This is a genomic window from Micromonospora sp. C28ISP2-4 (assembly GCF_030519385.1).
Taxonomy (GTDB): domain Bacteria; phylum Actinomycetota; class Actinomycetes; order Mycobacteriales; family Micromonosporaceae; genus Micromonospora; species Micromonospora tulbaghiae.
The window spans coordinates 1,670,175-1,696,106 of record NZ_JAUMKG010000001.1 but is presented as its reverse complement, the minus strand read 5'-3'; the positions used below and the strand labels follow the sequence as shown (position 1 = coordinate 1,696,106).

The following is a 25,932-nucleotide window of genomic DNA, read 5'->3' as shown; positions in this document are numbered from 1 at the left end:
ACGGGACGGACACTGTCGGCGCTGACCGGTACGGTGAGCGCCGAAAATCCGAACCGGGAGCGCGATTGGACCGCACCTTCCAGGTGGACCTCCGTGGCGTGGTCGACCTGCTCAGCCACCACCTCTACGGCAGCCCGCGCGTCTACGTGCGCGAGCTGCTCCAGAACGCCGTCGACGCGATCACCGCACGGCGGTCCGCCGAGCCGGACGCCCCGGCCCGGGTGCGCATCGAGCCACCGGAACTGACCGGCGACGGGACGCTGCGCGTGCACGACACCGGCATCGGGCTCACCGAGGCGCAGGTGCACGAACTGCTCGCCACCATCGGCCGCAGCTCCAAGCGCGACGAGCTGGGCTTCTCCCGGCACGAGTTCCTCGGCCAGTTCGGCATCGGCCTGCTCTCCTGCTTCCTGGTGGCGGACGAGATCCGGGTGGTCACCCGGCACGCCGACGAGCCCACAGTGCTCTGGACGGGCTGGTCCGACGGGCGGTACGCGGTGCGGCTCGCCGAGCCGGAGCAGGCCCGGGACGAGCCCGGCACCACTGTCACGCTGGTGCCCCGGCGCGACGCCGACCAGTGGCTCGGCGTACCCACAGTCACCGAGCTGGCCCGCCTCTACGGCGGCCTGCTGCCGGTCGACGTGCGGGTCGGTGACACGCCGACCACCTCCGGCCCGCCGCCGTGGCCGACCACGCCCGGTGCGCCGGTCGACCGGGCCGCGCTCCAGCGGTACGCGCAGGAGCTGCTCGGGTTCGTCCCGTTCGACGTGGTGCCGCTGTCCGTGCCCGAGGCCGGCCTGACCGGCGTGGCGTTCATCCTGCCCGCCGCGGTGAACCCGGCCACCCGGGCCGGGCACCGGGTCTACCTCAAGCGGATGCTGCTCAGCGAGCACGCGGACGGCCTGCTGCCCGAGTGGGCCTTCTTCGCCCACTGCGTGGTCGACGCCAGTGAGCTGCGCCCCACCGCCAGCCGGGAGGCGCTCTACGAGGACACGCTGCTCACCTCCGTCCGGGAGGCGCTCGGCGACCAGATCCGCGGCTGGCTGGTCCGGCTCGCCAAGCACGACCCGCGCCGGCTCGGCGAGTTCCTCCAGGTGCACCACCTCGGGGTCAAGGCGCTCGCGATGCACGACGACGAGATGCTGCGGCTGGTCGACCAGTGGTGGCCGATGGACACCAACGTCGGCACGATGACGCTCGCCGAGTTCCGGCAGCGGCACGGCGTGCTCCGGTACGCCGCCAGCCTGGACGAGTTCCGCCAGCTCGCCGCCGTCGCCGCCGCACAGGATCTCGCAGTGGTGAACGGCGGCTACACCTACGACACCGAGCTGATCGAGCGGCTGCCCACAGTGGATCGATCGGTCCTGATCGAACGGCTGGAGCCGAGCGACCTCACCACCCGGTTCGAGATCCTCGATCCGGCTGTCGAGCTGGCCCTGCGGCCGTTCCTCACCGCCGCGCAGCGGGCCCTGGAGCGGCTCGGCTGCGAGGTGGTGATCCGGGCGTACGACCCGGTCTCGCTGCCGGCGCTCTACCTGGTGTCCCGGTCGGCCGCGTTCCACGACCAGCTCGCCGCCAGCCGCGACAAGGCCGACGAGCTGTGGGGCGGGGTGCTCGACGCGCTCGCCGCCTCCGCCCCGCCGGACCGCCCGCAACTGGTGCTCAACCACCGCAACCCGCTGGTCCGCCGGGTCACCACGCTCGCCGACCCGGAGCTGGTCGGGCTGGCCGTCGAGGCGCTCTACGGGCAGGCCCTGCTGCTCGGGCACCACCCGATCCGGGCGGCCGACGCCGCACTGCTGAACAGTTCCTTCCTCGGCCTGCTCGGCCGGGCCGTACCGGGAGAGACCCGTGACTGACGACGACCTCTGGCGGATGCACCACGAGATCGAATCCATGCCGTACGGCCCGGGGCAGATCGCCGCACTTGAGCAGTTGCTGCGCCGCGCCGATGCGGGCGACGACCGGCACCTCGCCTTCGCCGCCCGGGTCACCGGCACCACCGCGTACGTCTACGGCGGCGAACCGGCGAAGTCCTTCGTCACGTTCTCCTGGTGCCTGGCCGAGTACGACAAGGACCCGCAGCCCTACCACCAGCGCTACACGCACCAGCTTCTCTGGTTCTTCAAGTACATGGTCAACGCCATGGTGAAGTTCCCGGAGCTGCCGCTGGACCGGACGTACGCGGTGCTCGACGACATGGAACGGCGCTACCGCGACTCCGGGCACTCGCTGCAGGCCGTCTACAAGCACCGCTACCTGGTGGCCGCGCACCTGGGCGACGACGAGGCGGCGGAGCAGTGGTACCGCAAGTGGATGACCACGCCCCGCGACGCGCTGTCCGACTGCGCCGGCTGCGACCCGACCACGCAGGTCGCGCACCTGGTGCGGCACGGCCGGCACGAGGAGGCGGTGGCGCTGGCGGAGCCGGTGCTCGCCGGCCGGCTGACCTGTAGCGAGCAGCCGCAGGGGATCCTCACCGCGCTGCTCACGCCCTACCGCGAGACCGGCCGCACCGACGCGGCGCGGGACGCGCACCGGGAGGCGTACCGGCGGGTCCGCGGCAACCTGGCCGACCTGTGGGACATCGCCGAGCACATCGAGTTCTGCACCGTGACCGGCAACGAGGCCCGCGCGCTGGAGCTGGTCGAGCGGCACCTGGACTGGCTGGACCGCGCGCCCACTCCGGCTGCCGCTATGCACTTCGCGGCCGCGACCTCGGCGGCGCTGCGCCAGGTGCCGGCCGAGCTGACTGTGCACCGCCGCGCCTCCGGCGATCGGCCGGCCGCGGACGTGCCGGCGGGCGCGCTCGCCGACGAGCTGGCCGGTGCGGCGACCGCGCTGGCCGAGCGCTTCGACGCCCGCAACGGCACCACGCACCAGTCCGGGTTGATCGCCCGCAAGCTGGCGGCCGGGCCGGTCGGTGAGCACCTGCCGCTGTCCGCGAGCCTGCGCCGGCCGGCGGTGCCCGCGCCGCGTACCGGCCCGGACGCTCCGGTGGCCTCCGCGCAGCCGGTCAGCGTGCCGGCCGACGCCGGTGCCGACGAGCTGCTCGCGCTGGCCGAGGAGTGCTGGCGCACCAACCGCCGGGACGGCCTGGTCGCCGCGTTGCGCGCGTACGACGAGCGGTTCGGCGACGCCGACGTGCCCGCGACCACCAGGGCCTGGCGGCTGGAACTGCGGGCCGGTGAGCTGTCCCAGGACGACGACGGCGTACCGGTGGCGATCGAGGTCAACCGGGAGGCGCTGGCCGCGTGGCGGGAGGTGCCGGACCCGCTGCGCGCCCAGGTGGTGGCCGGGCGGCTCGGTGTGCTGCTCAGCATGGTCGAGGAGAGCGCGGACGAGGGCCTGGCCCTGGCCCGGGAGTCGTCCGGGTACCTGACCGAGCACGGCGAGCCGCGTGACCGGGCCGCCGGCTGGGACCGGCTCGCTCTGGCCCACGTGCACCGCGAGCAGTGGGCGGAGGCGCTCGACGCGCTCGACCGCGCCGAGGCGGAGGCGGACGCCGATCCGTGGCTGGCCGGGCGGGTGGCGCTGCACCGCACGCACGTGCTGGAGCAGCTGGAACGGGCCGAGGAGTTCCGGGACGCGGCGGCGCGGTCCCGGCGGCTGGCGGGCGAGCTGGGCGACGCCGAGATGCTGACCGGCGCCTGCCTGGCGTATGCCCGCGCCACCGACGACCCGGCCGACGCGGTGGCCGCCTGCGACGAGGCGCTGTCCGTGGCACCGGCCGGCGCGCACCTGCCGCTGCGGGTGACCCGGGGCCGGGCGCTGATGGCCGCAGACCGGGCCGGCGAGGCGGTGGAGGATCTGGCCGAGGCGGTCACCCTCTGCGTCGAGCAGGGGCTGGAGGGCGACGCGCTGCTGCGCTGGGAGCTGGCCGAGGCGTACCGGGTGGCCGGGCGGCTGGCCGAGGCCGCCGAGGTGGCAGAGGAGGCGGTGCTCGGGCTCGACCGGGCGGGCGCGCAGGCCGAGGCGGACCGGTGCCGGCACCTGCTGTCGGGCATCTACGCGGGTCTCGGCGAGACGGATCTGGCGCTGACGGTGCTCGACACGCTGGCCGACAACCTGGACGGGCCGGACAATCTCCCCCATCGGGCGCAGGTGCTGGAGGAGTCCGGCGGCCTGCTCTACGACGCCGACCGGGACGCCCTGGCCGCGCAGCGGTTCGCGGCGGCGGCGACCGCCTGGCGGCTCGCCGGCTACCAGGTGGACGAGCTGCGGGCCCGGCGGCGGGAGTTGCTCGCCCTGCACTGGTCCGGTGACCTGCCGGCCGCGGTCGCCGCGATCGAGCGGGTGGACGAGGCCGCCGCCGCGCTTCCGGTCGGCGCCGACGAGCCGCCGGTGGTCACGTACGAGCGGGCGATGGCCGCCGACGCGGTGGCCCGGGTGCTGATCGGCGAGGACCGGCTCACCGCCGCGCTGGACCGGGTGGACGGCGTGCCGGAGCGCCTGCGGTCGATCGAGGCGTTCGGCGAGGCGGCGCAGGTCGAGGTGCTGACCGGCGAGCTGCTGCTGCGTGACGGGCGGCCGGAGCAGGCCGAGGGGTTGCTGCGCCCGGTCCTCGGCGGGCTGCCCACCGGTTCCCGCCCGGCCACGCAGGCCGCCTGGCTGCTGGCCCGCGCGCTCGACGAGCAGGGCCGGGAGGCCGATGCGGCGAAGGTCCGCGCCGACCACGGCATCGAGGAGGACTGACGCGACGGGCTGGGGCAACCGTTGGGTAACCGCGGCTGCCCCAGCTCGAACGCGAGGTCTAGGCTGGTCCGGTGGCGGTGGAACAGCAGGCACGGGGGGCGGCGGGTGCGGCCCGGCGCCGGTCCCGGCGGGACGAGATCCTGGAGATCGCGGTCGGCCTCTTCGCGGCGCGCGGCTACCACGGTGTGTCGATGGACGACATCGGCGCGGCGGCCGGGGTCACCGGTCCGGCGCTCTACCACCACTTCGCCGGCAAGGAGGCGATGCTCGTCGCCGCGCTGATCCCGGTGAGCGAGGGGCTGCTCGCGGGCGGGCGGGAACGCGCCGCCGGTCACCCGGGCGACCCGCGTGCCGCGCTGGAGTCGCTGATCGACTTCCACGTCGACTTCGCGCTGGCCAACCCGGCGGTGATCGCGTTGCACCTGCACGAGCTGGACCGCCTCCCGGACGAGCCGCGCCGCCGGATCCGCCGGCTCCAGCGGATGTACGTCGAGGAATGGGTCACCGTGCTGACCGCGCTGCACCCCGGCCTGCCCGACGGTGAGGCCCGGGTGCTCGCCCACGCGGCGTTCGGCCTGATGAACTCGACCCCGTTCCTCGGCGGTGAGGTGGACCGCCGGCGCCGGGCCGAACTGCTGCGCGGCGCGACCCTCGCGGCCCTGCTCGCGCCCACCGATCCGACCTGACACGCCGCGCTCACCTTAACGCGTGTTAAGAAGAGACCCCGGCTTTGCGTCGAGAAGGGGTCACGTCCGTGCAGAAGATGATCGAATCGTTGTTGGTCGCGAATCGGGGGGAGATCGCGCGGCGGATCATCCGTACCGGCAGGCGGCTCGGGATCCGGACGATCGCGGTGCACTCGGAGGCCGACGGCGGGCTGCCGTTCGTGACCGAGGCCGACGAGGCGGTATGCGTCGGCCCGGCGAACCCGGCGCTGAGCTACCGCAACGTGGAGGCGATCCTCGACGCCGCCCGTAGCACCGGCGCGCAGGCGATCCACCCCGGCTACGGCTTCCTGTCCGAGAACGCGGACTTCGCCCGTACCGTCGAAGGGGCCGGCCTGATCTGGGTCGGGCCCGGCGCCGACGCGATCACCGCGATGGGCGACAAGATCAACGCCCGGAACCTGATGGCGGCGGCCGGAGTGCCGGTCGCGCCGGGCACCACCGAGCCGGCGGGCGACCTGGACGCGGCGGCCGCGGCCGCCGCGGAGATCGGCTACCCGGTGATGGTCAAGGCCGCCGCGGGCGGCGGCGGCATGGGCATGGGCGTGGCAGCTGACGAGGCGGCGCTGCGCACGGAGTACGACAAGGTCCGCGCGTTCGCCGAGCGGATGTTCGGCGACGGGTCGGTGCTGATCGAGCGGTACTTTCCCCGGGTGCGCCACGTCGAGGTGCAGATCCTCGGCCTGGCCGACGGCCGGGTGGTGGCGCTCGGCGAGCGGGAGTGCTCGGTGCAGCGGCGCAACCAGAAGCTGGTCGAGGAGTCGCCGTCCCCGGCGGTGTCGCCCGAGCTGCGCGAGCGCTTCCTGGCGGCGGCGGTACGCGCGGGCGAGGCGGTGAACTACCGCAACGCCGGAACTGTCGAGTGTCTGCTGGTCCCGCGTCAGCGGGACCTTAAGGACGGTAGCCCCCTCTCCGAAGAGTTCTTCTTCCTGGAGATGAACACGCGGCTCCAGGTCGAGCACCCGGTCACCGAGTACGTCTACGGCGTCGACCTGGTCGAGGAACAGCTGCGGGTGGCGGCGGGCCTGGCGCCGACGTTCGACCCGGACGCGCTCACCCCGCGCGGCCACGCCATCGAGCTGCGGATCAACGCCGAGGACCCGAAGCGCTTCCTGCCCGGTCCGGGCGCGATCACCACCTGGAACGAGCCGTCCGGCACCGGCGTGCGCGTCGACTCCGGGTACGTCGCCGGCAACACCGTCACGCCGTTCTACGACAGCCTGATGGCCAAGCTGATCCTCACCGGGGACACCCGCGAGGAGGCGGTCCAGCGGGCGCGGGCGGCTGTGGCCCAGTTCGAGATCGCCGGCCCCAAGTGCAACCTGCCGTTCTTCGCCGAGCTGCTGGAGAACGAGGAGTTCCTCTCCGGCGACTACGACACCGGCATCGTCTCCCGGATGCGCTGACCTTCGACCCAGTGAGGTGATACCTGATGGCGGAACTCCCGGACTCCGTGAGCATCCGTGAGGTCGGTCCCCGCGACGGCCTCCAGAACGAGGAGCCCATCCCCACCGACGCGAAGGTGCGGCTGCTCGACGCGCTGTCCCGCACCGGGGTACGCCGCATCGAGGCCGTCTCCTTCGTCCACCCGAAGGCGATCCCGCAGATGGCCGACGCCGACGAGGTGTGGCAGCGGGCGCAGAAGGTCGACGGGGTGCGCTACTCGGCCCTGGTGCCGAACACCCGTGGCGCGCAGCGGGCGCTGGCGGCCGGCTTCACCGAGATCGAGGTGGTGGTCTCGGCCAGCGACACGCACAACCGCCGCAACGTGAACCGCTCCACGGACGAGTCGCTCGACGACATCGCCGAGCTGATCGACCTGCTGCACGGCGCGGGCGCCACCGCCGAGGTGATCGTCGCGACCAGCTTCGGCTGCCCCTACGAGGGCGACGTGGACCCCCGCCGGGTCGCCGCGATCGTCGACCGTGTCGCCCGCGACGGCGCGGACCGCGTCGCCTTCGGCGACACCACCGGCATGGGTACGCCCCGACGCGTCCGCGAACTGGTGACGGCGGTCCGGGACCGTAACGCCCACCTGCCGGTGCTGCTGCACTTCCACAACACGCGGGGCACCGCCCTGGCGAACATGCTCACCGCGATGGAGTTGGGCGTCACCGAGTTCGACGCCAGCGTCGGCGGCCTCGGCGGCTGCCCGTACGCCCCGGGTGCCAGCGGCAACCTGGCCACCGAGGAGGCGGTGCACATGCTGCACGACATGGGCGTCGACACCGGCATCGACCTGGACGCCCTGATCGAGGCGGCCGAGCTGGCCGAATCCCTGGTGGGCAAGAAACTCCCGTCGGGAGTCCTCCGAGCCGGCCCCCGAACCCGCCTGACCCCCCTCCCTTCCTGACCCTGTCCCGTCCCTCCCGTTTCCCGCCCGGTTGATCAAGGAGTTTGTGTCCTCGCTCGGGTCGCCGGAGGACACAAACTCCTTGATCGACGAAGGGGAGCGGGGGCGGACGGGGTGTCGGGGTGTGGTGGGGTGCCGGGGGAGGTTCGGGTGGGGTAGCCTAACGATCGTTCAGGTCGGTGGGCGCCCTGTGCGGGGGCCGTGGCAACGGGAGTCGGCGTGACGCTCGACGGTGAGGCTCTGGAGCAGCTACGCAAGCGCGCCCGCGCCGGCGGAGCGGACAAGTACCACGCGGCCAACGCCGCGAAGGGGAAGCTGTTCGCCCGCGAGCGCGTGGCGTACCTGGTCGACGAGGGCTCCTTCGTCGAGGACGGGCTCTACGCCAACGCCATGGCCGACGGGCTGCCCGCCGACGGCGTGGTCACCGGCACCGCCACCATCGACGGCCGCCAGGTCTGCCTGATGGCCAACGACTCCACTGTCAAGGCCGGCAGTTGGGGCGCGCGTACCGTCGAGAAGATCATTCGGATCATCGAGCGGGCGTACGCGACCGGCGTCCCGATGGTCTACCTGGTCGACTCGGCCGGGGCCCGGATCACCGACCAGGTCGACCTGTTCCCGGGTCGGCGCGGCGCCGGCAAGATCTTCTGGAACCAGGTCCGCGCGTCCGGCGCGATCCCGCAGGTCTGCGCGCTGTTCGGGCCGAGCGCGGCGGGTGGGGCGTACATCCCGGCGTTCTGCGACGTGGTCGCCATGGTGGACGGCAACGCCAGCATGTACCTCGGCTCCGACCGGATGGTCGAGATGGTCACCGGCGAGAAGACCACGCTGGAGGCGATGGGCGGCGCGAAGGTGCACTGCGCCGAGTCCGGCGTGGGCCACTTCCTCTGCAAGACCGAGAACGACGCGCTCGACGTGGTGCGGACGTACCTGTCCTACCTCCCCTCGAACTGGAAGCAGGACCCGCCGGCCGCCGAGGCGGTGGACGCGCCGGAGAAGGCCGACCTGGCCGCGCTGGTCCCGGCCAGCGAGCGGCAGGCATTCGACATGCGCCGGTACGTGAAGGGCCTGCTCGACTCCGGCAGCTTCTTCGAGATCCAGGCGCTGTGGGCCAAGGAGCTGACCATCGGATTCGGCCGGCTGAACGGCGAGGTCGTCGGCGTGGTCGGCAACAACTCGATGTTCAAGGGCGGCGTGCTCTTCGTCGACTCGGCCGACAAGGCGACCCGGTTCGTGCAGCTCTGCGACGCGTTCAACGTGCCGCTGCTGTTCCTCAGCGACGTGCCCGGGTTCATGGTCGGCAGCGCGGTGGAGAAGCAGGGCATCATCCGGCACGGCGCCAAGATGATCACGGCGATCTCCGAGGCGACCGTACCCAAGATCTGTGTGGTGGTCCGCAAGGCGTACGGCGCGGGTCTGTACGCGATGGCCGGCCCCGGCTTCGAGCCGGACGCCACCATCGCGCTGCCCACCGCGAAGATCGCGGTGATGGGCGCGGAGGCCGCCGTCAACGCGGTCTACGCCAACAAGATCGCCGCCATTTCCGACGAGGCCGAGCGGGCCGCGTTCGTGGCCGCGAAGCGCGAGGAGTACGAGCGCGACATCGACGTGGTCCGCCTCGCCAGCGAGCTGGTGGTGGACGCGATCGTCGAGCCGCACGAGCTGCGCGCCGAGCTGGTACGCCGGTTCGCCGCGGCGCGTGGCAAGGAGCGGCACTTCTCCCGGCGCCGGCACGGCGTCACCCCGGTCTGACCGACCCACGCCCCACCCCCGGGTCCGACCGACCCACGCCCCGGCGTCACGAGCGCCCGGCCCGTCCGTACCGCCGTCCCACCAGGAGGATCAGATGGACTTCCGGCTCAGCGACGAACAGGAGGCGCTGCGCTCCAGCGTGCGGGAGTTCGCCCGCGACGTGGTCGCACCCACCATCGCCGAACACTACGAGCAGCACACCTTCCCGTACGAGATCGTTCGTCAGATGGGCAAGATGGGCCTGTTCGGGCTGCCCTTCGCGGAGGAGCACGGCGGGATGGGCGGCGACTACTTCGCGCTCTGCCTGGCACTGGAGGAGCTGGCCCGGGTCGACTCCAGCGTGGCCATCACGCTGGAGGCGGCGGTGTCGCTCGGCGCGATGCCGATCTACCGGTTCGGCACCGAGGAGCAGAAGGCGCAGTGGTTGCCGAAGCTGCTCAGCGGTGAGGCGCTGGCCGGGTTCGGGCTCACCGAGCCGGGCACCGGGTCGGACGCGGGCGGCACCCGGACGCGCGCGGTCCTGGACGGCGACGAGTGGGTGATCAACGGCTCGAAGGCGTTCATCACCAACTCCGGCACCGACATCACCGCGCTGGTCACCGTCACCGCCGTCACCGGCACGCGGCCGGACGGCGGCAAGGAGCTGTCCACGATCATCGTCCCGTCGGGTACGCCGGGCTTCACCGTCGCGCCCGGCTACTCGAAGGTCGGCTGGACCGCGTCGGACACGCACGAGCTGACGTTCGACGACTGCCGGGTGCCGGCGAAGAACCTGCTCGGTGAGCGCGGGCGGGGCTTCGCGCAGTTCCTGCGCATCCTGGACGAGGGTCGGATCGCCATCGCGGCGCTCGCCGTCGGCCTGGCCCAGGGCTGCGTGGACGAGTCGATCAAGTACGCGAAGGAACGCCAGGCGTTCGGCCAGCCGATCGGCAACTACCAGGCGATCCAGTTCAAGATCGCAGACATGGAGATGAAGGCGCACACGGCCCGGCTGGCCTACTACGACGCAGCCGCCCGGATGCTCGCCGGTGAGCCGTTCAAGCGCCAGGCGGCCATCGCCAAGCTGCACGCCTCCACCGTGGCTGTGGACAACGCCCGCGAGGCGACGCAGATCCACGGCGGGTACGGCTTCATGAACGAGTACCCGGTGGCCCGCTTCTGGCGCGACTCCAAGATCCTGGAGATCGGCGAGGGCACCAGCGAGGTCCAGCGCATGATCATCGCGCGCGACCTCGGCATGTGAGGACGCCCGCAACCGCGCCCTGTCGGATATCGGCAGTGGACGGTCGGGTGGTTGACGATGGGCTGTGGAGCGTCGGAGTCCATCCGTAATCTTCGTGCCCATGACTCCGGATCATGACCGTGCGCGGGGCCTCGGCGGTCGTACCGGTCTGTCCGACCTGCTGCGCGGGCACCGGCTCGCCGTCGGCCTGACCCAGGCCGAGCTGGCGGACCGGGCCGGCGTGGGCGTACGGACGGTCCGCGATCTGGAACGGGGGCGGGCCACCCGGCCCCAGCGCACCACTGTCGACCTGCTGGCCGACGCGCTCGGCCTGAGCGGTGACGAGCGGCGCGAGTTCGTCGGCACCGCCCGGCCGCCGGCATCCCGCCTTCCCGCCGCCGGTGCCGCCGACGATCCGCCGGTGGCGCTGCCCCAGCCCGTACCGCTGCTCGGCCGCGAGCGGGACGTGGCGGAGGTGTCCGGCCTGCTCGACGCGTACCCGGTGGTGAGCTTGGTGGGGCTCGCCGGGGTGGGCAAGACCGCGCTGGCCGTCACCGTCGCGCACGCGGTGGCGGCCCGGCACCCGGCGGGCGTGGCCGGGGTGCTCGTGGGCGAGGGCTCGGACACCGCCGACGTGCTCGCCGCGTCGGCGTCGATGTTCGGCGTGAACCGGCTGGCCGACCTGTCCTGCCGGATCGGCGACCGGCGGGCGCTGTTGCTCGTCGACGCCGTCGACCGGGCGCCGGACGCGGTGGCCGAGGCGCTGCGCGTCCTGACCGCCGCCGTGCCGACGATGCGGGTGCTGGTCACCGGCCGCCGTCCGGTGGGCCTGCCCGGCGAGCTGGTCCGGCCGGTCGCGCCGCTCGACGTGCCGCCGGCCGGCGCCGAACCCGCCGACCGGGCCGACCTGGCCCGCTGGCCGGCGGCGGCGCTGTTCGCCGAGCGGCTCGCCCAGGTCCGCCCCGAACCGCCGACGGCGGCCGAGTTGCCGGCGCTCGCCGCGCTCGTACGCCGGCTCGGCGGACTGCCGCTCGCCATCGAGCTGATGGCCGCACGGGGACGCATCCTCGACGTCACCGAGCTGCTCGACCGCTACGGCGACCGCGTCCTGGACCTGACCGGCGTGCGCCCCGGCTGGGAGCCCGCCGACCCGTCCGCCGGCACCGTGACGTTGCGCGAGGCGGTGGCGACCAGCTATCACCTGCTCGCGCCCGCCGACCGGGCGGCGCTGCGGCGGCTGTCCGCGTTCCGTAACCGCTGGTCGGTCGAGCTGGCCGAGGAACTGCTCGCCGACGGCGGCCGGCGGTGGGATGCCGCGCCGATGCTGGACCGGCTGCGCGAGCTGGGGCTGCTCAGCGTCCGGGGCACCGCACCGTTCCGGTTCCGTCTGCTGGACGCCGTCCGTGACTTCGCCGCCGAGCAGGCCGACGTCGAGGGCGAGACGACCCGGACCCGGATGCGGCACGCCGCGGTGATCGCCGGGCTGGTCCACCGCGCCGCACCGGGGCTGGTGGGCGCGGAGATGTCCGGCGCGGTGCACGTGCTCGACGAGGCGACGAGCGACATCACCGCCGCGCTGGCGTACGCCGCCGAGCACGCGCCGGAGACGGCGCTGCTGCTCGCCGCCTCGCTGCCCCGATGGTGGCGGCTGCGCGGGCGCGACGTCTCCGGGCGGCGCCTGCTGCGGCGACTGCTGGCCGATCCGCGTACCGCGAGCGCCCGGCCCACGCTGCGGGCCTGGGCCATGCTCGGCGCGGCCCGGCTGGCCGCCGAGCACGGCGCGGGCGCGGAGGAACTACCGGTGGCCCGGGCCGCCCTGGCCGTCTTCGCCGAGGCGGGCGACGTGACAGGGGAACTGTCCGCCCGGTCCGTCCTCTGCACGCTGCTGCGCGGGCTCGGCGCGCACGACGAGGCCCGAGAGCAGGCCGAGGCCGCGCTGGCATCGGCCACCCGGCATCACCGGGTACGCGAGATGGCCGTCGCGCAGGCGCACCTGACCTGGCACGACGTACGCGAAGGGCGGCTGGCCGGCGCCCGGCGGCGGCTGGCCACCGTCGACCGGCTCGCGGCGCAGTGCGGTGACCAGCGCCTGCGTGTGCTGGCGCGGGCCGATCGGGCCGAGCTGACCCGCCTGGAGGGCCGATTCGCCGAGGCGGTCGAGCAGGGGCGCCGGGTGGCCGCCGCGCTCGCGGAGCTGGGCGATCCCGGGCGGCGGCGCCGGACGGTCGGCGCGGTCGGGTTGGCGTTCGCCCACGCCGGGCACACCGACGAGGCGCTGGCCACGGTCGCCGAGCTGTGGCCGTCGGGCGCGGTGCCGGGCCGGCGCCGTCCACCGGCGGCGGAGATGCTCGATCCGCCCGGCGTGGGCGGGGACGCCCGGACCGAGGACGCGCTGCGCGGGTTGATCGAGGGACACGTGGCGCTGCACCGGGGAGACCGGGAGCTGGCAGCGGAGTGGTTCGCCGCGGCAGCGGACGCGGCCGAGGGAGTCGCCGACCGGCGGGATCTGGTCGAGGCGCTGGTGGGGCTGGCGGTGAGCACCGCTGACCCGCGTGTGCTGGACCGGCTGGACGCGGCGCGGCAGGTCACCGGCGTCAGCCTGCTGCCGCAGGAGGAGGAGTTGCTGTTCTCCCTGTCGGCCCGACGCGGGCGATGAGCGCCCGCGGGTGTGTGTCGCGGTGCGGGCACGGGGAGGCGGAGGGCGCGGGGGTGGCGCGAGCGAAGTAGCCCCCTGGTGCTGCCCCTCGCTCCACGCTCGCGCCAGCACCCCCCGGTGCCCCCCGCTGCCGGAAGACTACCGAGGTCGGACGACCGATTCGCGAATATATGGACAGCTTTGTCCGGCCGCTCTGGCGGTTCTGCCGGTCATTCTGCCGGTGACCGGTGGGTAGTGGCCGGCAGATCGCGGACCGTCAGGCGGCGTCCTCGGCCGGCTCGGTGCTGCCGGCGGTGGCACCCGGATGGACCGCGTCGCGTACCCGGCGCAGCCCGTCCAGCAGCCCGTCGAGCTGCGCCGGGTCGAGCTGGCTGGTGAACCACTGCTCGATGATCCGCAGATGGCCGGGAAGGACGTCGTCCAGCCGGCTCAGGCCGGCGGTGGTCACCACCGCGAAGGAGCTGCGCCGGTCGGACGGGCAGGCGCGCCGGCAGATCAGCCCGTCCCGCTCCATCCGATCCACCACGCGGGTCACGCCGCTGGTGGAGAGCGAGGTCTGCGCGGCCAGATCGGTCATCCGCAGCTGGTTGTTGGGTGAGCGGGCGAGCCGGGTCAGCACCTCGAACTCGACCGGGGAGAGGCCGTGCTCCTCGAACTGGGCGGCGAACCGGGCGGCGAGCCCGGCATGCGCCTCGACGAGCAGGCCGACGGCAGTGATCCGGGGGTCGTCGAACACGTTCTGGTCCACGCCACCATCCTAGCAACACTTGACACGGGGAATATTGTCTCAACTATAGTTGCTCAGTCAGCCGTTGGGCACCTAAACATTCTTCTCCGGAGGAGAGCATCATGACCAGCAGCACCGAGGCGACTACCCGCGACTGGGAGGGTCTCACCATCCCCACCCCCGGCACCTACGTGCTGGACGCCGCGCACAAGCGTGTCGGTTTCGTCGCGCGGCACATGATGGTCAGCAAGGTACGCGGTGAGTTCGCGGACGCCACCGCCACCATCACCGTCACCGACGACCCGATGCAGTCCTCGGTCACCGCCAGCATCCAGGCGGCCAGCATCAACACCGCCCAGGCGGACCGCGACGCGCACCTGCGCAGCCCGGAGTTCCTCGACGCGGAGCAGTTCCCGACGCTGGAGTTCCGCAGCACCGCTGTGAAGTCCCGCGACGGCAACGAGTTCGTGCTCGCCGGCGAGCTGACCATCAAGGGCGTGACCCGTCAGGTCGAGCTCGAGGTGGAGTTCGAGGGCGTCGGCCGCAGCCCGTTCGGGCAGGACATCTTCGGCTTCTCCGCCTCCACCGAGATCGACCGGGAGGACTTCGGCCTGACCTGGAACGTGGCGCTGGAGACCGGCGGCGTCCTGGTCGGCCGCAAGATCAAGATCGAGATCGAGGGCGAGGCCATCCGCCAGGGCTGAGCCCGGCACCGGCCCGAGGGCCCGCACCGTCCGCCGACGGTGCGGGCCCTTCTCGCGTACGCCCCGGCGGTGCGAATCGTCACGTGAAGTTCTCCGCCACTGACGCGCTGGTGAGGACGGTGACGGGGTACAGGTGCAGACCTGTCGCCCGTCCAGCCGGGTGGCGGGACGGGCGCACTTACGCCCACCACGCGAATGGTTCACAATGCGTTGCGGAACGGTACGGTTCCGTCGCACCGGCGCCGGGAGGACACATGGGCAGAGACGTCGAGCAGGGCGCCTTCTCCCGCGAGGATCGGGTCCGCTACCGGCAGAAGGTCCGGCGGTGTCTGGACGTGTTCGCGCTGATGCTCGACGACTTCGGCTTCGACGCCGACCGCCCGATGACCGGGCTGGAGATCGAGCTGAACCTGATCGACGGCGCCGCCGAACCGGCGATGCGCAACGACCAGATCCTGGCCGACATCGCCGACCCGCTGTTCCAGACCGAACTGGGGCAGTTCAACCTCGAACTCAACGCCTCGCCCCGGCTGATCGAGGGCAGCGGCTTCGCCGACTACGAGCAGGACCTGCGCAGCAGCCTCAGCCGCGCCGACGAGCGGGCCGCCAAGTCCGACGCGACGATCATGATGGTCGGCATCCTGCCCACGCTCACCGAACGCCACCTGGTCGCCGACAACCTCTCCACGAACGAGCGGTACCGCGTACTCAACGACCAGATCGTCGGCGCCCGCGGCGAGGACATCGAACTGGACATCAACGGCGTCGAGCGGCTGCGTACGCACACCGACTCCATCGCGCCGGAGGCCGCCTGCACCAGCCTCCAGTTCCACCTCCAGGTCGCGCCGGACAGCTTCGCCGACTACTGGAACGCCTCCCAGGCCATCGCCGGCGTACAGGTCGCCGTCGGCGCCAACTCGCCGTTCCTCTACGGCCGGCAACTCTGGGCGGAGACCCGGATCGCGCTGTTCCAGCAGGCCACCGACACCCGCCCGGACGAGCTGAAGGCCCAGGGCGTACGCCCCCGCGTGTGGTTCGGCGAGCGCTGGATCACCTCGATCTTCGACCTGTTCGAGGAGAACGTCCGCTACTTCCCGCCGCTGCTGCCCATCTGCGAGGAGGAGGACCCGGTCGAGGTGCTGCACGCCGGTGGCGTGCCCCAGCTCGGTGAGCTGCGACTGCACAACGGCACCGTCTACCGCTGGAACCGGCCGGTCTACGACATCATGAACGACCGCCCGCACCTGCGGGTGGAGAACCGGGTGCTGCCCGCCGGCCCGACAGTGGTGGACATGCTCGCCAACGCGGCGTTCTACTTCGGGCTGGCCCGCGGCCTCGCCGAGGCGGAACGTCCGATCTGGAGCCAGCTGACGTTCTCCTCGGCTGAGGAGAACTTCCACGCCGCCGCCCGGCGCGGCATCGAGGCGGTCCTGCACTGGCCCCGGCTCGGCGACGTGCCGGTCACCAAGCTCGTCCTCGACACGCTGCTGCCGGTGGCCGCGCAGGGGCTGGACCGGTTCGGCGTAGCCCCGGCCGAGCGGGACCGCCTGCTCGGCGTGATCGAGGGCCGCTGCCGTACCGGTCGCAACGGCGCGGTCTGGCAGACCGAGACGGTGTGGACGGCCGAGCGGAACCGGGGCCTGGACCGGGAGGCCGCGCTGCACCACATGGTCCAGCGCTACGCCGAGCTGCAACGCGGCAACGAGCCCGTCCACACCTGGCCCGTCGACTGACCCACCCCGTCCCCCGCCCCCCAACCCGTCGATCTTGCAGTTGCGGCCCTCACAAAGCTCGCATTCGCCGCATTCGAGGGGCCGCTACTGCTGCAAGATCGACGCGCAGCGGAGGGCTGATGCGTGTCTCAGCGGCCCCGGCGGGGTGGGTCGGTCTCGTCGGTCACCTTGTCCCGCGGCCCTGCGGGAATGATCTGCTCGGATGCCTCGGGCTGCCGCTGCGGTGGCACGGCCCGGCCCCGGCGGCCGGTGGTGGACCGGGTGGCACGACCCCGCTCCGTCTCCGTCGGACCCGACGCCGCGTCCGATTCGCCTTCCGCCAGCGCGTCCCGGGGCGAACCGGCCACCGGGTCCGGGGCCCTCTCCGGTCCGGTCGTGACGCCCGGGAGATCCGATGCCGACCGGCCCGACGCGGACGGGCCCGACACGGACCGGCCCGACGCGGGTCGGTCCGACGCCGACCTGGACGACTTGCCTGACGCCGACTTGCCCGACGGCGACGTGCCCGATGGCGACTTGCCCGACGGCGACGTGCCCGATGGCGACTTGCCCGACGGCGACTCGCCCGACGGCGACTCGCCTGACGCCGACGGATCCGACATCGCCGGCGCCGACCCGGTCGGCCTGATTGCTTCGTCGCCGGGCGTCGACCCTCCGTCCGGCTCGGCCGCGTTCTCGCGGATCGACGCGTTCTCCCCGTCGACCGAGTCCGGCTCGCCGGTGCGCTGGCGGGGCACGGTCACCCGCTCGGCACCACGACGCTCGGCGCGCTGGGCCAGCGCTGCCATCACCATCGAGCCGCCGATGCCGGCGATCACCGCGTACGGGGCGATCAGGTGGGCCGACAACTGTTCCGCGGCGATCCCGGCGAGGCGCGGCACGGCCAGCAGGTACGCCAGCGCGACGAGTAGCGGTCCGGCCGCCCCGGAGGCCGCCGCGCCGACCCGGATCTCGGGTGCGCGGGCGGCTCGGCGGGCCGCCACCAGGCCGATCACCAGGGCGGAGAGCACCGACAGCAGCGCACCGGGCCAGTAGAAGTAGTCGCGGATCCAGAACGCGCCACGGTCCGCGCTGATCTGCCAGATGCCGAGCTGGGCAGTGGTCAGGCCACGGCCGGCGACCACCCCGTCGACCACCGACACCACGGCGAGCAGCCAGAGCCAGCCGGTGGTGGCGATCAGGTTGGTGGCGGCGGCCCGGGTGTGCAGCGCCCAGACGGCGAGCAGCACGCCGAGCAGCAGCCCCGCACCCGCGTACGCGGCGGCGACGGCCTGCGGGGCGGAGACGTCCGGCACCCGGGCAGCCCGCGCCGGAACTGCCACCAGCAGTACGGTGACGATCGCGCCGACACCCGCGGCGAGCGCCAGGCCGAGCCGGGGCAGCGTGCCCTGCGGCTCGTCGTCGCTCCCGCGCAGGCGCTGGGCGCAGACCGCACCGACGATGACCGATGTCGCCGCGATCCAGGTCGCCCAGGCGAGGCTCGCCACCCAGGCCGCCTCGGCCCGTGCCGCGCCGGCCGGCGCCCAGTTGATGATGCCCAGCCCGTACCCGAAACCGAGCTGCGCGGCGCCCGCGCCGGCGGCGACGCCGAGCGCGGCGGCTGTCGATCCTCCCCAGCCCCGTCTGACCATGCCGGGGAGCGTAACGTCCCGTGGTCGGCGCGGCGAGTCGTGACGACGGGCCGTGACCGTCAGTGAGCAACGGATACGGTCGTCGATGATCGGGGCGGGGGAGCATGACTGACGAGCGGCAACCGGCGGGCGACGGGACCGGCCCGGGACGGGGCAGGCTGCTCCTCGGCGGTGGTGTGGCAGTGGTCCTGCTGGCCGTGATCGGCGCCAGCGTCGGGTGGATCCTTGCGGGTGAGCCGGAGCGTTCGGCCGTGCCCGGCGACTCCGCACCGCCCGCCGCCGCGTCCACATCGGCCTCCGCGGCCACGGCACCGCCGACCACCGCCGCCCAACCATCCGGTACGCGCACCAGCGCCCCGCCCGGGCTCACGGTGCCCGAGGTGGTGGGCGTCGACTTCGAGCAGGCCCGCCGGGACCTGCGCGAGCGCCGGCTCGGCTGGCGACTGGTCTTCGGTACGGGCACCGGACGCACCGTGGAGCGTGCCTCACCGGCTCCCCGCACTCCGGTGAAGCGCGGCACCACTGTCACCGTGTGGGTCGCCGGTCCGGCGCCGGCCGTCACCGTGCCCGACGTGGGCACGCTGTCCTGCTCCGACGCGGCCGACGACCTGGTGGAGGCGGGCCTCTATCCCCGGTACGCCACCGGGCGTCAGGGTCCGGTCACGGCGCAGCAGCCGGTGGCCGGAAGCACCGCCCGGTGGAACGACCAGGTGACGCTCACCTGCGGCGACAAGGCGTCCACGCCACCGACTGTCTCCACGTCGCCGACTCCCTGACCGGCGCGGCGCGCTGATCCCGGCCGGTATCGCCGGGGACCGCTACGGTGGACGATCGAGGGCCGTGCGCCCCGTCCCGGTGGGGAAAGGACGTGCCATGAGCGACGACCGTCAGGAACCACCCGCCGGTGACGCGGACGCGACCCGGGCGCTGCCTCCGGACCGGGACGCCGACGCCACCCGCGCGATGCCCCGCGACGCGGCCGGGAAAGACGCCGACGCCACCCGCGCGATGCCCCGCGACGCGTCCCGGGAGGACGCGGACGCGACCCGCGCCATGCCGCGGAACTCCGCCGCGGAAGACGTGGAGGCGACCCGCGCGATGCCCCGGGACGTAGCCGGGGAGGACGCGGACGCGACCCGCGCCATGCCGCGGAACGCGGGCGACGCCACCCGTCCGCTGCCCGGCGGACCGGCGGGACAGGGCGGGCCGGGCCGTCCGCTCGACGCCACCACCCCGCAGGAGCCGGTGGGCGCCTGGTCCGGCCGGGCCGGGGTGCCGCCGCCACGGCCGGCGGGCTATCCGGAGCCCGGGGCCGAGTGGTACGGCGACGAGCAGGCCGGGCGCCGATGGTGGATGCCGATCCTGCTCGGCATCCTGGCGCTCCTCCTGCTCGGGTTGATCGGGGTGGGGGTGTGGTTGGCGCTGCGTGCCGCCGACCGGGACTCCGATCCGGGCCCGGCGGTACCGAGCATCTCGGCGCAGACGAGCGCCGCCCCGACGAGCGCCGCACCGACCAGTGCCGCGCCGAGTAGTTCACCTCCGACTACGCCGCCGGCCACGACCGCGCCGGTCGAGGTGCCGATGCCGCCGCTGGTGGGGCTGCCGGAGGCGGCTGCCCGGGCGGCGCTCGACCGGCTGGACCTGGACTACCGGGTGCAGCGGCGGGCATCGGACCGCCCCGCCGGCACGGTGATCTCCACCGATCCCGAGGCCGGTTACCCGGTGGGCGAGGACGACCGGGTCACGATCGTGGTGGCCGTACCCGCGCCGCCGACGAGCGGCCCGGCCACCCCCGGATCGGCCCCGGCGACGACCACCACGCCCTGACGCTCACCACTGGCGTCTGCGGGTGCCGACCAGCCCCAGCCCGGCCAGCGAGATGGCGAGCCCGAGCAGCCCGGAGTAGAACAGTGACCGGCTGAGGTTCTCGGTCGGGTCGGTCGGCCGCTCGGCGAGCGCGCCCTCGCCGCCCGCGGTGCCCTCCCCACCCCCGGTGCCCGCCGGATCGTCCTCGTCCTCCGACCGGTCGGCGTCGGCCCACCAGCCGTCCTCGTCGTCCCTCGCGTCGGAGTTGGCTCCGTCGGAGTCGGCGGCGTCGGAGTCGGCAGCATCGGAACCGGCCGTGTCGGACCCCGTCCGGCCGTCCTCGCCGGCCACGGTGATCTCCGGGGCCGGTACGGGCTCGGCGAGCTGCTGGGTGGCGGAGAAGGCGGGATGACGTACCGCGAGCGCGAGGGCGGTCGCGGTGACGAGGAAGAGGAAGAGCCCGAGGGCATAGCCGATACGGGACCGGTGGTGCCGCCGCGCGGCGGGCAAGTTGACCATGACCATCCCAGGTTCAGGGTCCATGGCGCGCGGGGTGGAACGTGCCGGGGTGGGCGTACCGATTCTATGGCGACGGCACGCCCTCCCGACCGGGAATCGTCAGGTCAGCCGACCCGGACCGGGGTCCGGACCACCGGGCGGCGGGCCGTACGCACCGTGTGCTGACGCGGAGCCGGCGCGGCCTGGAGCTGCCGCAACCCCTCCTGGAGTACGAAGATCGACCTCCGGTTGACCGCGTCCCCCGCCGCGTTCAACTCGTAGCCGTCGAGCCAGAGCCAACCGTCGTAGGTCGGCCAGTCGAGCACCCGGATCACCCGGAACATGATCGGTCGGAGGAACTGGACACTCGCCGCGCGTGTCACGTGCAGTACGTCACCGGAGCGGGGAAGCACATGGGCTCCTGGGAAGGTCGGCCGGCGGGACCGGCGAGGCTGAACGGGGGTCGGTGCGGTCCGGTGACGGGGGGTCTGCCTCGTGGACCGGCGGTCGGTGGGTCGGTGCTGGTCGGGCCGTACCCGCGGTGGCGGACCGCCACCCGACCATCACCCGGCTGCTCCCGGTTACCGCTCCCGCCGCCGCAGCCAAGCCGGCGTGCAGCGACGGGGTCTTCATTCCGGGGCAGGTCTCACGGCGCGGGACGGCTCCCCTCCGGCCGTCCCACGGACCGTGGTGTCACCACTCCCGGAGATCAAGCGAAGACGGTGAGTAACCCGTGCCATACGGACAGACTGCATCAGGGACGTGCGACATGCAAGTTGCACGTCGACTTTTGCTGATAGGTGAGTCGGACACGCAAACGCCGAAACTTGAAGCGTCAGGTATCGGAGCGGCACACTGGACGCCGGTTTCGCCCGTCGCGGCCGGTCGACGACCGGCACCACCCCTGCCGCGAACGAACACCCGCCGCCCGCCGGTCGCGCCCGCGGTGGGAGCCGAACCGGGGCGCGACCGACCGGAGGTAGCCGGGTGACTGTGAAGCGTGGTCCCGCAAGCCGATGGACGGCACCGTGAGCGAACGGCGCAGCCCCACCATCCGGCGACGCCGGCTGGGGGCGGAACTCCGCCGGCAGCGGGAGGCGGCGGGCATCACCATCGAAGTCGTCGCCGAGCAGCTGGAGTGCTCGGCGTCCAAGATCTCCCGGATCGAGACCGGCCACACCACGGCGACCCCGCGCGACGTACGCGACATGCTCCGCATCTACGGAGTGGTCGGCGCGGAGAGCGACGAGCTGGTGCAGATCGCCCGGGAGGCCCGGCAGAAGGGCTGGTGGCATCCGTACAGCACGGTGCTCGTCGGCGCCTACGTCGGCCTGGAGGCGGCGGCCAGCTCCATCCGGGCGTACGAGCAGCAGGTCGTGCCGGGTCTGCTGGAGACCGAGGAGTACGCCGGCGCGATGATCCGGGCGGCCCGGCCGGACTTCACCGACGAACAGGTCGACACTCGGGTGCGTGTCCGTCTGGGCCGTCAGTCGTTGTTGACGCAGGACGATCCGGTCGATCTGTGGGTGGTGCTCGATGAGGCGGTGCTGAGCCGGCCGGTTGGCGGCGACGTGGTGATGCGTGGCCAGCTCAAGCGGTTGGTGGAGGTGGCCGAACTGCCGAACGTGACGGTGCAGGTCCTGCCCTTCGAGGTGGGAGCGCACGCCGGCATGGACGGGACCTTCACGATCCTCAGCTTCCCCGAGCCGAGTGATCCCGATGTCGTGTACGCGGAGAACGCCACGGGTGGGCTCTTCCTGGAGAAGAGTGACGAACTGCAGAAGTACAGCTTCATCTTCGATCACATTCGAGCAGCGGCCATGCGCCCGGAGGAGTCCATCGCACACATCGCGAAACTGGCAGAGGAGCCACTGTGGAAATGGCGACCAAGGAGTTCCCCGTGGACCTGACGCAGGCGACGTGGTTCAAGAGCTCGAAGAGCGGGCCGAACTGCGACAACTGCGTCGAGGTCGCGTACGTGACCGGGGCGGTCGGAGTGCGGGACTCGAAGGACAAGACCGGCCCGGCTCTGGTCTTCGCTCCGGGCGACTGGCACGCCTTCGTCGCCCGCGCCCGGAACGGCGTGTTCGGCCGGAGCTGACCGGCACCGAGATGTGGTCCCGCCCGGCAGCGCCGCCGGGCGGGACCATTCACGTCCGCGTGCCCGCACGGCGGCGGGCACCCGTCGCCAGTTCCGATCCGCCTCGTTGAACCGCACGGATCGGCAACCGAACAAGGCAGGCGAGACGGATGACGACGATCGGTTCAGAGAACCTCACCAGCGGCCCGGGCAAGCCCGAGCGGTTCGGTGGCAAGTACCGGGGTGCCCGCAGGGACACCGTCCTCACCGAGGTGGTCTCCGGTGACGGCGAGGACACCCGCGAGGGTGGCGTGCCGGAGCAGGCCGCGGCGCCGCTGTCGCTGCCGTCGCTGGACCCGAACCCGCTGACCGAGCCGTCCTTCCCGCCGAGCGGCTGGCCGGTCGAGCAGCAGGAGCCCCTGGTGGACCACCCGCTGCTGCGCGGCCTGCTGATGGAGCTGCCCCCGAAGGGCAGCGTGCCTCCGCCCGGCTGGCTGGACCGCTGGTTCGAGGCGACCCGCGCGATCCTGGAACTGCTATACGTGCAGGGCGCGAGCCGGTCGCGCTGACACCGCGTCGGCGGCCGGCATCGCGCGCTCGGCGAGCCGGTTGTGCCGCAGCGCGTGGCGTACTCCGATCGCGCACACACCGAGCACCCCGACGGTGATCACCGGTCCGGCGACGCCCGGCGCGGCGAACAGGTCGACCCCGACCGCCGGCAGCACCGCCACCAGCACCGCGATCGCCGTCGCCTGGAGCGGCAGCGCGATCAGCGGGTGCGCCGCCGCCGCGCGCAGCCCGTGCGGGGCGGGCGTCCCGGGCGCCGCCGCGAACGCGCCCGCGCCGGACCGCAGCCGCCGGACCCGCCGTACCGTACAGGCCGCCACCACGGCCGCCGGCACCGCGGCGACGCCGAGCGCGGCGGCGGCCCGGTCCACAGTGGTGTCGCCGGCGCTCTGCAGGCCCGCGGCGAGGACCGCCGCGGTGAGCGCCAGGCCGGTCAGGACCAGGGCGGACAACCATCCGGTACGCCGGCGCAGCGCGCGGGCGCGGTCGATCCCGGGCAGGCCCTCCGCGACCAGTCCGGCGGCGAGCCAGACGGCGGCGACGGGAAGCAGCAGGGCGAGACGGTCATCCATGGCCCCTAGCCTTGCCCGTTTCGACGTCGACCGAATCCGGGACGGCACCCCGGTTCGTCCCGTACCCGTGCCCGTAGGGGTAGGGGTCAGACGTCGAACGTGGCGGGACGCCCGGTGGCCGGCGGGGGTGGCGTGGCCTTCCACAGGCCGGTCTTCTGGGCCGCGAGCCGGGCCAGGTAGGCCGGGTTGAGGATGACGTACCGGCGCCACAGGCGCTTGGGCTCCAGGCCGAGCCGCCAGAACCACTCCAGCCCGGCGCGCTGCATCCAGGGTGGCGGGTTGCGCAGCAGGCCGGCGTGGTAGTCGAAGGCCGCGCCGACAGCCATCAGCGGCATGTCCAGCAGCGGGCGCATGGCGTACGCGAAGACCTCCTGGCGCGGGCAGCCCAGCCCGACCAGGACGAGGCGGGCGCCGCTGGCCCGGATCCGGTCGGCGATCTCGGCGTCCTCGCCCGGCGCGACGGCGCGGAACTTGGACGGCTCCACCCCGGCGATCTTCAGTGCGGGGAACTTGCGCTCCAGCGCCGGTACCAGCCGGGACAGCGTCTCCTCGGTGGAGCCGTAGAGGTAGACGGGCAGCCCCTCCTCGGCGAACCGGGCGAGCACCCGCAGGGTCAGCTCCGGCCCGTAGACGCGGTCGGTGAGCCCGGCGCCGTGCAGCAGGTTGAGCGCCCAGCGCACCGGCTGCCCGTCCGGGGTGACCACGTCGAACGAGTTGAGCCGGGCGTTGTGCGCCGGGTCGAGCACGCCGGTCATCACGCCGTGCACGGCGAGCGCGGTGAGCGCCAGCGGCCGGCGTTCGTGCGCGGCCGCCACCACGGCCTCGGTGGCCCGGGCGTAGTCGGTGGCGTCGACCCCGACGCCGAGCACGTTGCGCTTGGTCCCGGTGGTCATGCCTTCGGCACCCACTTGTCGACGTTGGCCTCGTAGATCTCGCGCAGGATCATCGGCACGTCGTACGTGATCTTCCAGGAGGGGTAGTGCTCCTCGAACCGGGCCATGCTGCTGACGTACCACTGGTGGTCGCCGGTGCGGGCCTGCTCGACGTAGTTGATCCGGGCCTCGCGGCCGGTGATCTCCTGGGCGATCCGGAACGCCTCGATGTGCGAGGTGTTCGAGTGCCGGCCGCCGCCGAGGTTGTAGACCTGGGCGGAGCGCGGCTCGCGGAAGAACGCCTCGAACGCGGTCAGCACGTCGTGCGAGTGGATCGCGTCCCGGACCATCTTCCCCTTGTAGCCGAAGAGGTTGTACGTCCGGCCCTCCATCACGCACCGCATCAGGTACGCCAGGAAGCCGTGCAGCTCGGCGGCGGAGTGCGCCGGGCCGGTGAGCGTGCCGCCGCGGAAGCAGGCGGTCCTCATGTCGAAGTAGCGGCCGTACTCCTGGACCATCACGTCCGAGGCGACCTTCGAGGCGCCGAAGATCGAGTGCAGCGACTCGTCGATCGACATGTCCTCGGTGATGCCGTCGTACCAGCGGTGGTCCTCGGGCAGCTCGTACCGGGTCTCCAACTCGATCAGCGGGAGCGAGTTCGGCCGGTCGCCGTACACCTTGTTGGTGGAACAGTGGATGAACGGCGCGTCGATCGCGTGCCGCCGGGTGTTCTCCAGCACGTTGAGCGTGCCGCCGGCGTTCACGTCGAAGTCGGTGAACGGCTCCTTGGCGGCCCAGTCGTGGCTCGGCTGGGCGGCGCTGTGGATCACCACGGCGATGTCCTTGCCGTACCGCTTGAAGACCTGCTCCAGGCCGTCCCGGTCACGGATGTCGACGGCGTGGTGGGTGTACGCGGAGCCGAGGTCGGCGGCGAGCCGGTCGAGGCTCCAGGCTGTGGAGCCGTCCTCGCCGAAGAAGTACCGCCGCATGTCGTTGTCGATGCCGACCACGTCGAGACCGAGTCCGGCGAAGTGCCGGGCCGCCTCGGAGCCGATCAGACCGCCGGAACCGGTCACCAACGCGACAGTCACACGCCACTCCTGGTCCATGGGAGGCAGGGAAACCATCGGAGCATAGCGTGACGTCCGGAACGCCCCGATACGAAGCAAGGGCCCCGCGATGCGCGGAGCCCTTGTTCTGGTGGGGATGGGGGGAGTTGAACCCCCACGTCCTTTCGGACACACGGACCTGAACCGTGCGCGTCTGCCATTCCGCCACATCCCCGTGGCACGACCCGGAACACCATATCGCATCCCGCGCCCGCCAATCTGCGGCGGGT

Annotated in this window: 21 protein-coding genes, 1 tRNA gene and 1 pseudogene; 15 read left to right on the top strand and 8 right to left on the bottom strand. The window is 73.0% G+C overall.

Annotation, left to right across the window (positions count from 1 at the left end; genetic code table 11):
* Nucleotides 1-65 precede the first annotated feature (65 nt).
* The 8 genes from Q3W68_RS08190 (at nt 66) to Q3W68_RS08155 (ending at nt 13,403) form a co-directional block, all read left to right on the top strand.
* The gene (locus Q3W68_RS08190) at nt 66-1,859 is read left to right on the top strand and encodes an HSP90 family protein (RefSeq protein WP_302904844.1); all 1,794 of its coding nucleotides are present in this window, start codon (nt 66-68) and stop codon (nt 1,857-1,859) included.
* The gene (locus Q3W68_RS08185) at nt 1,852-4,695 is read left to right on the top strand and encodes a hypothetical protein (RefSeq protein ID WP_302904843.1); all 2,844 of its coding nucleotides are present in this window, start codon (nt 1,852-1,854) and stop codon (nt 4,693-4,695) included. The genes Q3W68_RS08190 and Q3W68_RS08185 overlap by 8 nt, the downstream gene beginning before the upstream one ends.
* Nucleotides 4,696-4,766: 71 nt before the next feature.
* Nucleotides 4,767-5,381, top strand: a complete 615-nt coding sequence (locus Q3W68_RS08180; RefSeq protein ID WP_120572441.1) for a TetR/AcrR family transcriptional regulator — start codon at nt 4,767-4,769, stop codon at nt 5,379-5,381.
* Between the two features lie 77 nt (nt 5,382-5,458).
* Nucleotides 5,459-6,826 (top strand): acetyl/propionyl/methylcrotonyl-CoA carboxylase subunit alpha, encoded by a 1,368-nt coding sequence (locus Q3W68_RS08175; protein ID WP_302904842.1) that lies wholly within the window; start codon nt 5,459-5,461, stop codon nt 6,824-6,826.
* Between the two features lie 26 nt (nt 6,827-6,852).
* Entirely contained in the window at nt 6,853-7,773 is a 921-nt protein-coding gene (locus tag Q3W68_RS08170; RefSeq protein ID WP_302904841.1) for a hydroxymethylglutaryl-CoA lyase, read from the top strand.
* Between the two features lie 219 nt (nt 7,774-7,992).
* Nucleotides 7,993-9,525, top strand: coding sequence for an acyl-CoA carboxylase subunit beta (locus tag Q3W68_RS08165; protein WP_302904840.1), 1,533 nt, complete (start codon nt 7,993-7,995; stop codon nt 9,523-9,525).
* 94 nt (nt 9,526-9,619) lie between these two features.
* On the top strand, nt 9,620-10,768 hold the full coding sequence (locus Q3W68_RS08160; protein WP_302904839.1) for an acyl-CoA dehydrogenase family protein: 1,149 nt from the start codon (nt 9,620-9,622) through the stop codon (nt 10,766-10,768).
* A 100-nt stretch (nt 10,769-10,868) separates the two neighbouring features.
* A complete protein-coding gene (locus tag Q3W68_RS08155) occupies nt 10,869-13,403 on the top strand; it encodes a helix-turn-helix domain-containing protein (protein WP_302904838.1) in 2,535 nt (844 codons plus the stop codon).
* A 256-nt stretch (nt 13,404-13,659) separates the two neighbouring features.
* Here Q3W68_RS08155 and Q3W68_RS08150 read toward each other — a convergent pair whose 3' ends face one another.
* Nucleotides 13,660-14,151, bottom strand: a complete 492-nt coding sequence (locus Q3W68_RS08150; protein WP_120572439.1) for a MarR family winged helix-turn-helix transcriptional regulator — start codon at nt 14,149-14,151, stop codon at nt 13,660-13,662.
* 101 nt (nt 14,152-14,252) lie between these two features.
* On the opposite strand from Q3W68_RS08150, the gene Q3W68_RS08145 reads away from it, so the two are divergent.
* Together Q3W68_RS08145 and Q3W68_RS08140 are read left to right on the top strand one after the other, a co-directional pair.
* Nucleotides 14,253-14,834 carry a YceI family protein gene (locus Q3W68_RS08145; protein WP_302904836.1) on the top strand — a complete coding sequence of 194 codons (582 nt, stop codon included), beginning with the start codon at nt 14,253-14,255 and terminating at the stop codon, nt 14,832-14,834.
* A gap of 254 nt (nt 14,835-15,088) precedes the next feature.
* On the top strand, nt 15,089-16,567 hold the full coding sequence (locus Q3W68_RS08140) for a glutamate--cysteine ligase (protein WP_302904835.1): 1,479 nt from the start codon (nt 15,089-15,091) through the stop codon (nt 16,565-16,567).
* 755 nt (nt 16,568-17,322) lie between these two features.
* Here the strand turns inward: Q3W68_RS08140 and Q3W68_RS28290 are convergent.
* A pseudogene (locus Q3W68_RS28290) lies at nt 17,323-18,198 on the bottom strand (hypothetical protein); the annotation flags it as partial.
* Between the two features lie 104 nt (nt 18,199-18,302).
* Here Q3W68_RS28290 and Q3W68_RS08130 point away from each other — a divergent pair.
* Together Q3W68_RS08130 and Q3W68_RS08125 are read left to right on the top strand one after the other, a co-directional pair.
* Entirely contained in the window at nt 18,303-18,974 is a 672-nt protein-coding gene (locus Q3W68_RS08130) for a PASTA domain-containing protein (RefSeq protein WP_302904833.1), read from the top strand.
* 97 nt (nt 18,975-19,071) lie between these two features.
* Nucleotides 19,072-20,025, top strand: coding sequence for a PASTA domain-containing protein (locus tag Q3W68_RS08125; protein WP_302904831.1), 954 nt, complete (start codon nt 19,072-19,074; stop codon nt 20,023-20,025).
* A gap of 3 nt (nt 20,026-20,028) precedes the next feature.
* On the opposite strand, the gene Q3W68_RS08120 is transcribed toward Q3W68_RS08125, so the two are convergent.
* Both Q3W68_RS08120 and Q3W68_RS08115 read right to left on the bottom strand, forming a co-directional pair.
* Nucleotides 20,029-20,529: a hypothetical protein gene (locus Q3W68_RS08120; protein WP_302904986.1), complete on the bottom strand. Its 501-nt coding sequence runs from the start codon at nt 20,527-20,529 to the stop codon at nt 20,029-20,031.
* A gap of 98 nt (nt 20,530-20,627) precedes the next feature.
* Nucleotides 20,628-20,915 (bottom strand): hypothetical protein, encoded by a 288-nt coding sequence (locus Q3W68_RS08115; protein WP_018785581.1) that lies wholly within the window; start codon nt 20,913-20,915, stop codon nt 20,628-20,630.
* A gap of 615 nt (nt 20,916-21,530) precedes the next feature.
* Here Q3W68_RS08115 and Q3W68_RS08110 point away from each other — a divergent pair.
* The 3 genes from Q3W68_RS08110 (at nt 21,531) to Q3W68_RS08100 (ending at nt 23,151) form a co-directional block, all read left to right on the top strand.
* On the top strand, nt 21,531-22,412 hold the full coding sequence (locus Q3W68_RS08110; RefSeq protein WP_091415989.1) for a helix-turn-helix transcriptional regulator: 882 nt from the start codon (nt 21,531-21,533) through the stop codon (nt 22,410-22,412).
* Nucleotides 22,382-22,603 (top strand): DUF397 domain-containing protein, encoded by a 222-nt coding sequence (locus Q3W68_RS08105; protein WP_013283299.1) that lies wholly within the window; start codon nt 22,382-22,384, stop codon nt 22,601-22,603. Before Q3W68_RS08110 ends, Q3W68_RS08105 begins: the two co-directional genes overlap by 31 nt.
* Before the next feature lie 149 nt (nt 22,604-22,752).
* On the top strand, nt 22,753-23,151 hold the full coding sequence (locus Q3W68_RS08100; RefSeq protein WP_302904830.1) for a hypothetical protein: 399 nt from the start codon (nt 22,753-22,755) through the stop codon (nt 23,149-23,151).
* Here Q3W68_RS08100 and Q3W68_RS08095 read toward each other — a convergent pair.
* The 4 genes from Q3W68_RS08095 to Q3W68_RS08080 form a co-directional block, all read right to left on the bottom strand.
* A complete protein-coding gene (locus Q3W68_RS08095) occupies nt 23,119-23,721 on the bottom strand; it encodes a hypothetical protein (protein WP_302904829.1) in 603 nt (200 codons plus the stop codon). The genes Q3W68_RS08100 and Q3W68_RS08095 overlap by 33 nt on opposite strands.
* A gap of 86 nt (nt 23,722-23,807) precedes the next feature.
* Entirely contained in the window at nt 23,808-24,614 is an 807-nt protein-coding gene (locus Q3W68_RS08090) for a WecB/TagA/CpsF family glycosyltransferase (protein ID WP_302904828.1), read from the bottom strand.
* Nucleotides 24,611-25,720 carry an NAD-dependent epimerase/dehydratase family protein gene (locus tag Q3W68_RS08085; protein ID WP_302904827.1) on the bottom strand — a complete coding sequence of 370 codons (1,110 nt, stop codon included), beginning with the start codon at nt 25,718-25,720 and terminating at the stop codon, nt 24,611-24,613. Before Q3W68_RS08085 ends, Q3W68_RS08090 begins: the two co-directional genes overlap by 4 nt.
* A gap of 71 nt (nt 25,721-25,791) precedes the next feature.
* Nucleotides 25,792-25,877, bottom strand: a tRNA-Leu gene (locus Q3W68_RS08080).
* Nucleotides 25,878-25,932: the final 55 nt, after the last annotated feature.

Excerpts from the sequence above, each read along its gene's own strand:
- Q3W68_RS08155 (WP_302904838.1), top strand. The coding sequence starts at position 10,869 with ATGACTCCGGATCATGACCGTGCGCGGGGCCTCGGCGGTCGTACCGGT.
- Q3W68_RS08170 (WP_302904841.1), top strand. The coding sequence starts at position 6,853 with ATGGCGGAACTCCCGGACTCCGTGAGCATCCGTGAGGTCGGTCCCCGC.
- Q3W68_RS08095 (WP_302904829.1), bottom strand. The coding sequence starts at position 23,721 with ATGGATGACCGTCTCGCCCTGCTGCTTCCCGTCGCCGCCGTCTGGCTC.
- Q3W68_RS08175 (WP_302904842.1), top strand. The coding sequence starts at position 5,459 with ATGATCGAATCGTTGTTGGTCGCGAATCGGGGGGAGATCGCGCGGCGG.
- Q3W68_RS08100 (WP_302904830.1), top strand. The coding sequence starts at position 22,753 with ATGACGACGATCGGTTCAGAGAACCTCACCAGCGGCCCGGGCAAGCCC.
- Q3W68_RS08145 (WP_302904836.1), top strand. The coding sequence starts at position 14,253 with ATGACCAGCAGCACCGAGGCGACTACCCGCGACTGGGAGGGTCTCACC.
- Q3W68_RS08105 (WP_013283299.1), top strand. The coding sequence starts at position 22,382 with ATGGCGACCAAGGAGTTCCCCGTGGACCTGACGCAGGCGACGTGGTTC.
- Q3W68_RS08120 (WP_302904986.1), bottom strand. The coding sequence starts at position 20,529 with ATGGTCATGGTCAACTTGCCCGCCGCGCGGCGGCACCACCGGTCCCGT.
- Q3W68_RS08140 (WP_302904835.1), top strand. The coding sequence starts at position 15,089 with ATGGGCAGAGACGTCGAGCAGGGCGCCTTCTCCCGCGAGGATCGGGTC.
- Q3W68_RS08130 (WP_302904833.1), top strand. The coding sequence starts at position 18,303 with ATGACTGACGAGCGGCAACCGGCGGGCGACGGGACCGGCCCGGGACGG.
- Q3W68_RS08085 (WP_302904827.1), bottom strand. The coding sequence starts at position 25,720 with ATGGTTTCCCTGCCTCCCATGGACCAGGAGTGGCGTGTGACTGTCGCG.
- Q3W68_RS08125 (WP_302904831.1), top strand. The coding sequence starts at position 19,072 with ATGAGCGACGACCGTCAGGAACCACCCGCCGGTGACGCGGACGCGACC.
- Q3W68_RS08160 (WP_302904839.1), top strand. The coding sequence starts at position 9,620 with ATGGACTTCCGGCTCAGCGACGAACAGGAGGCGCTGCGCTCCAGCGTG.
- Q3W68_RS08090 (WP_302904828.1), bottom strand. The coding sequence starts at position 24,614 with ATGACCACCGGGACCAAGCGCAACGTGCTCGGCGTCGGGGTCGACGCC.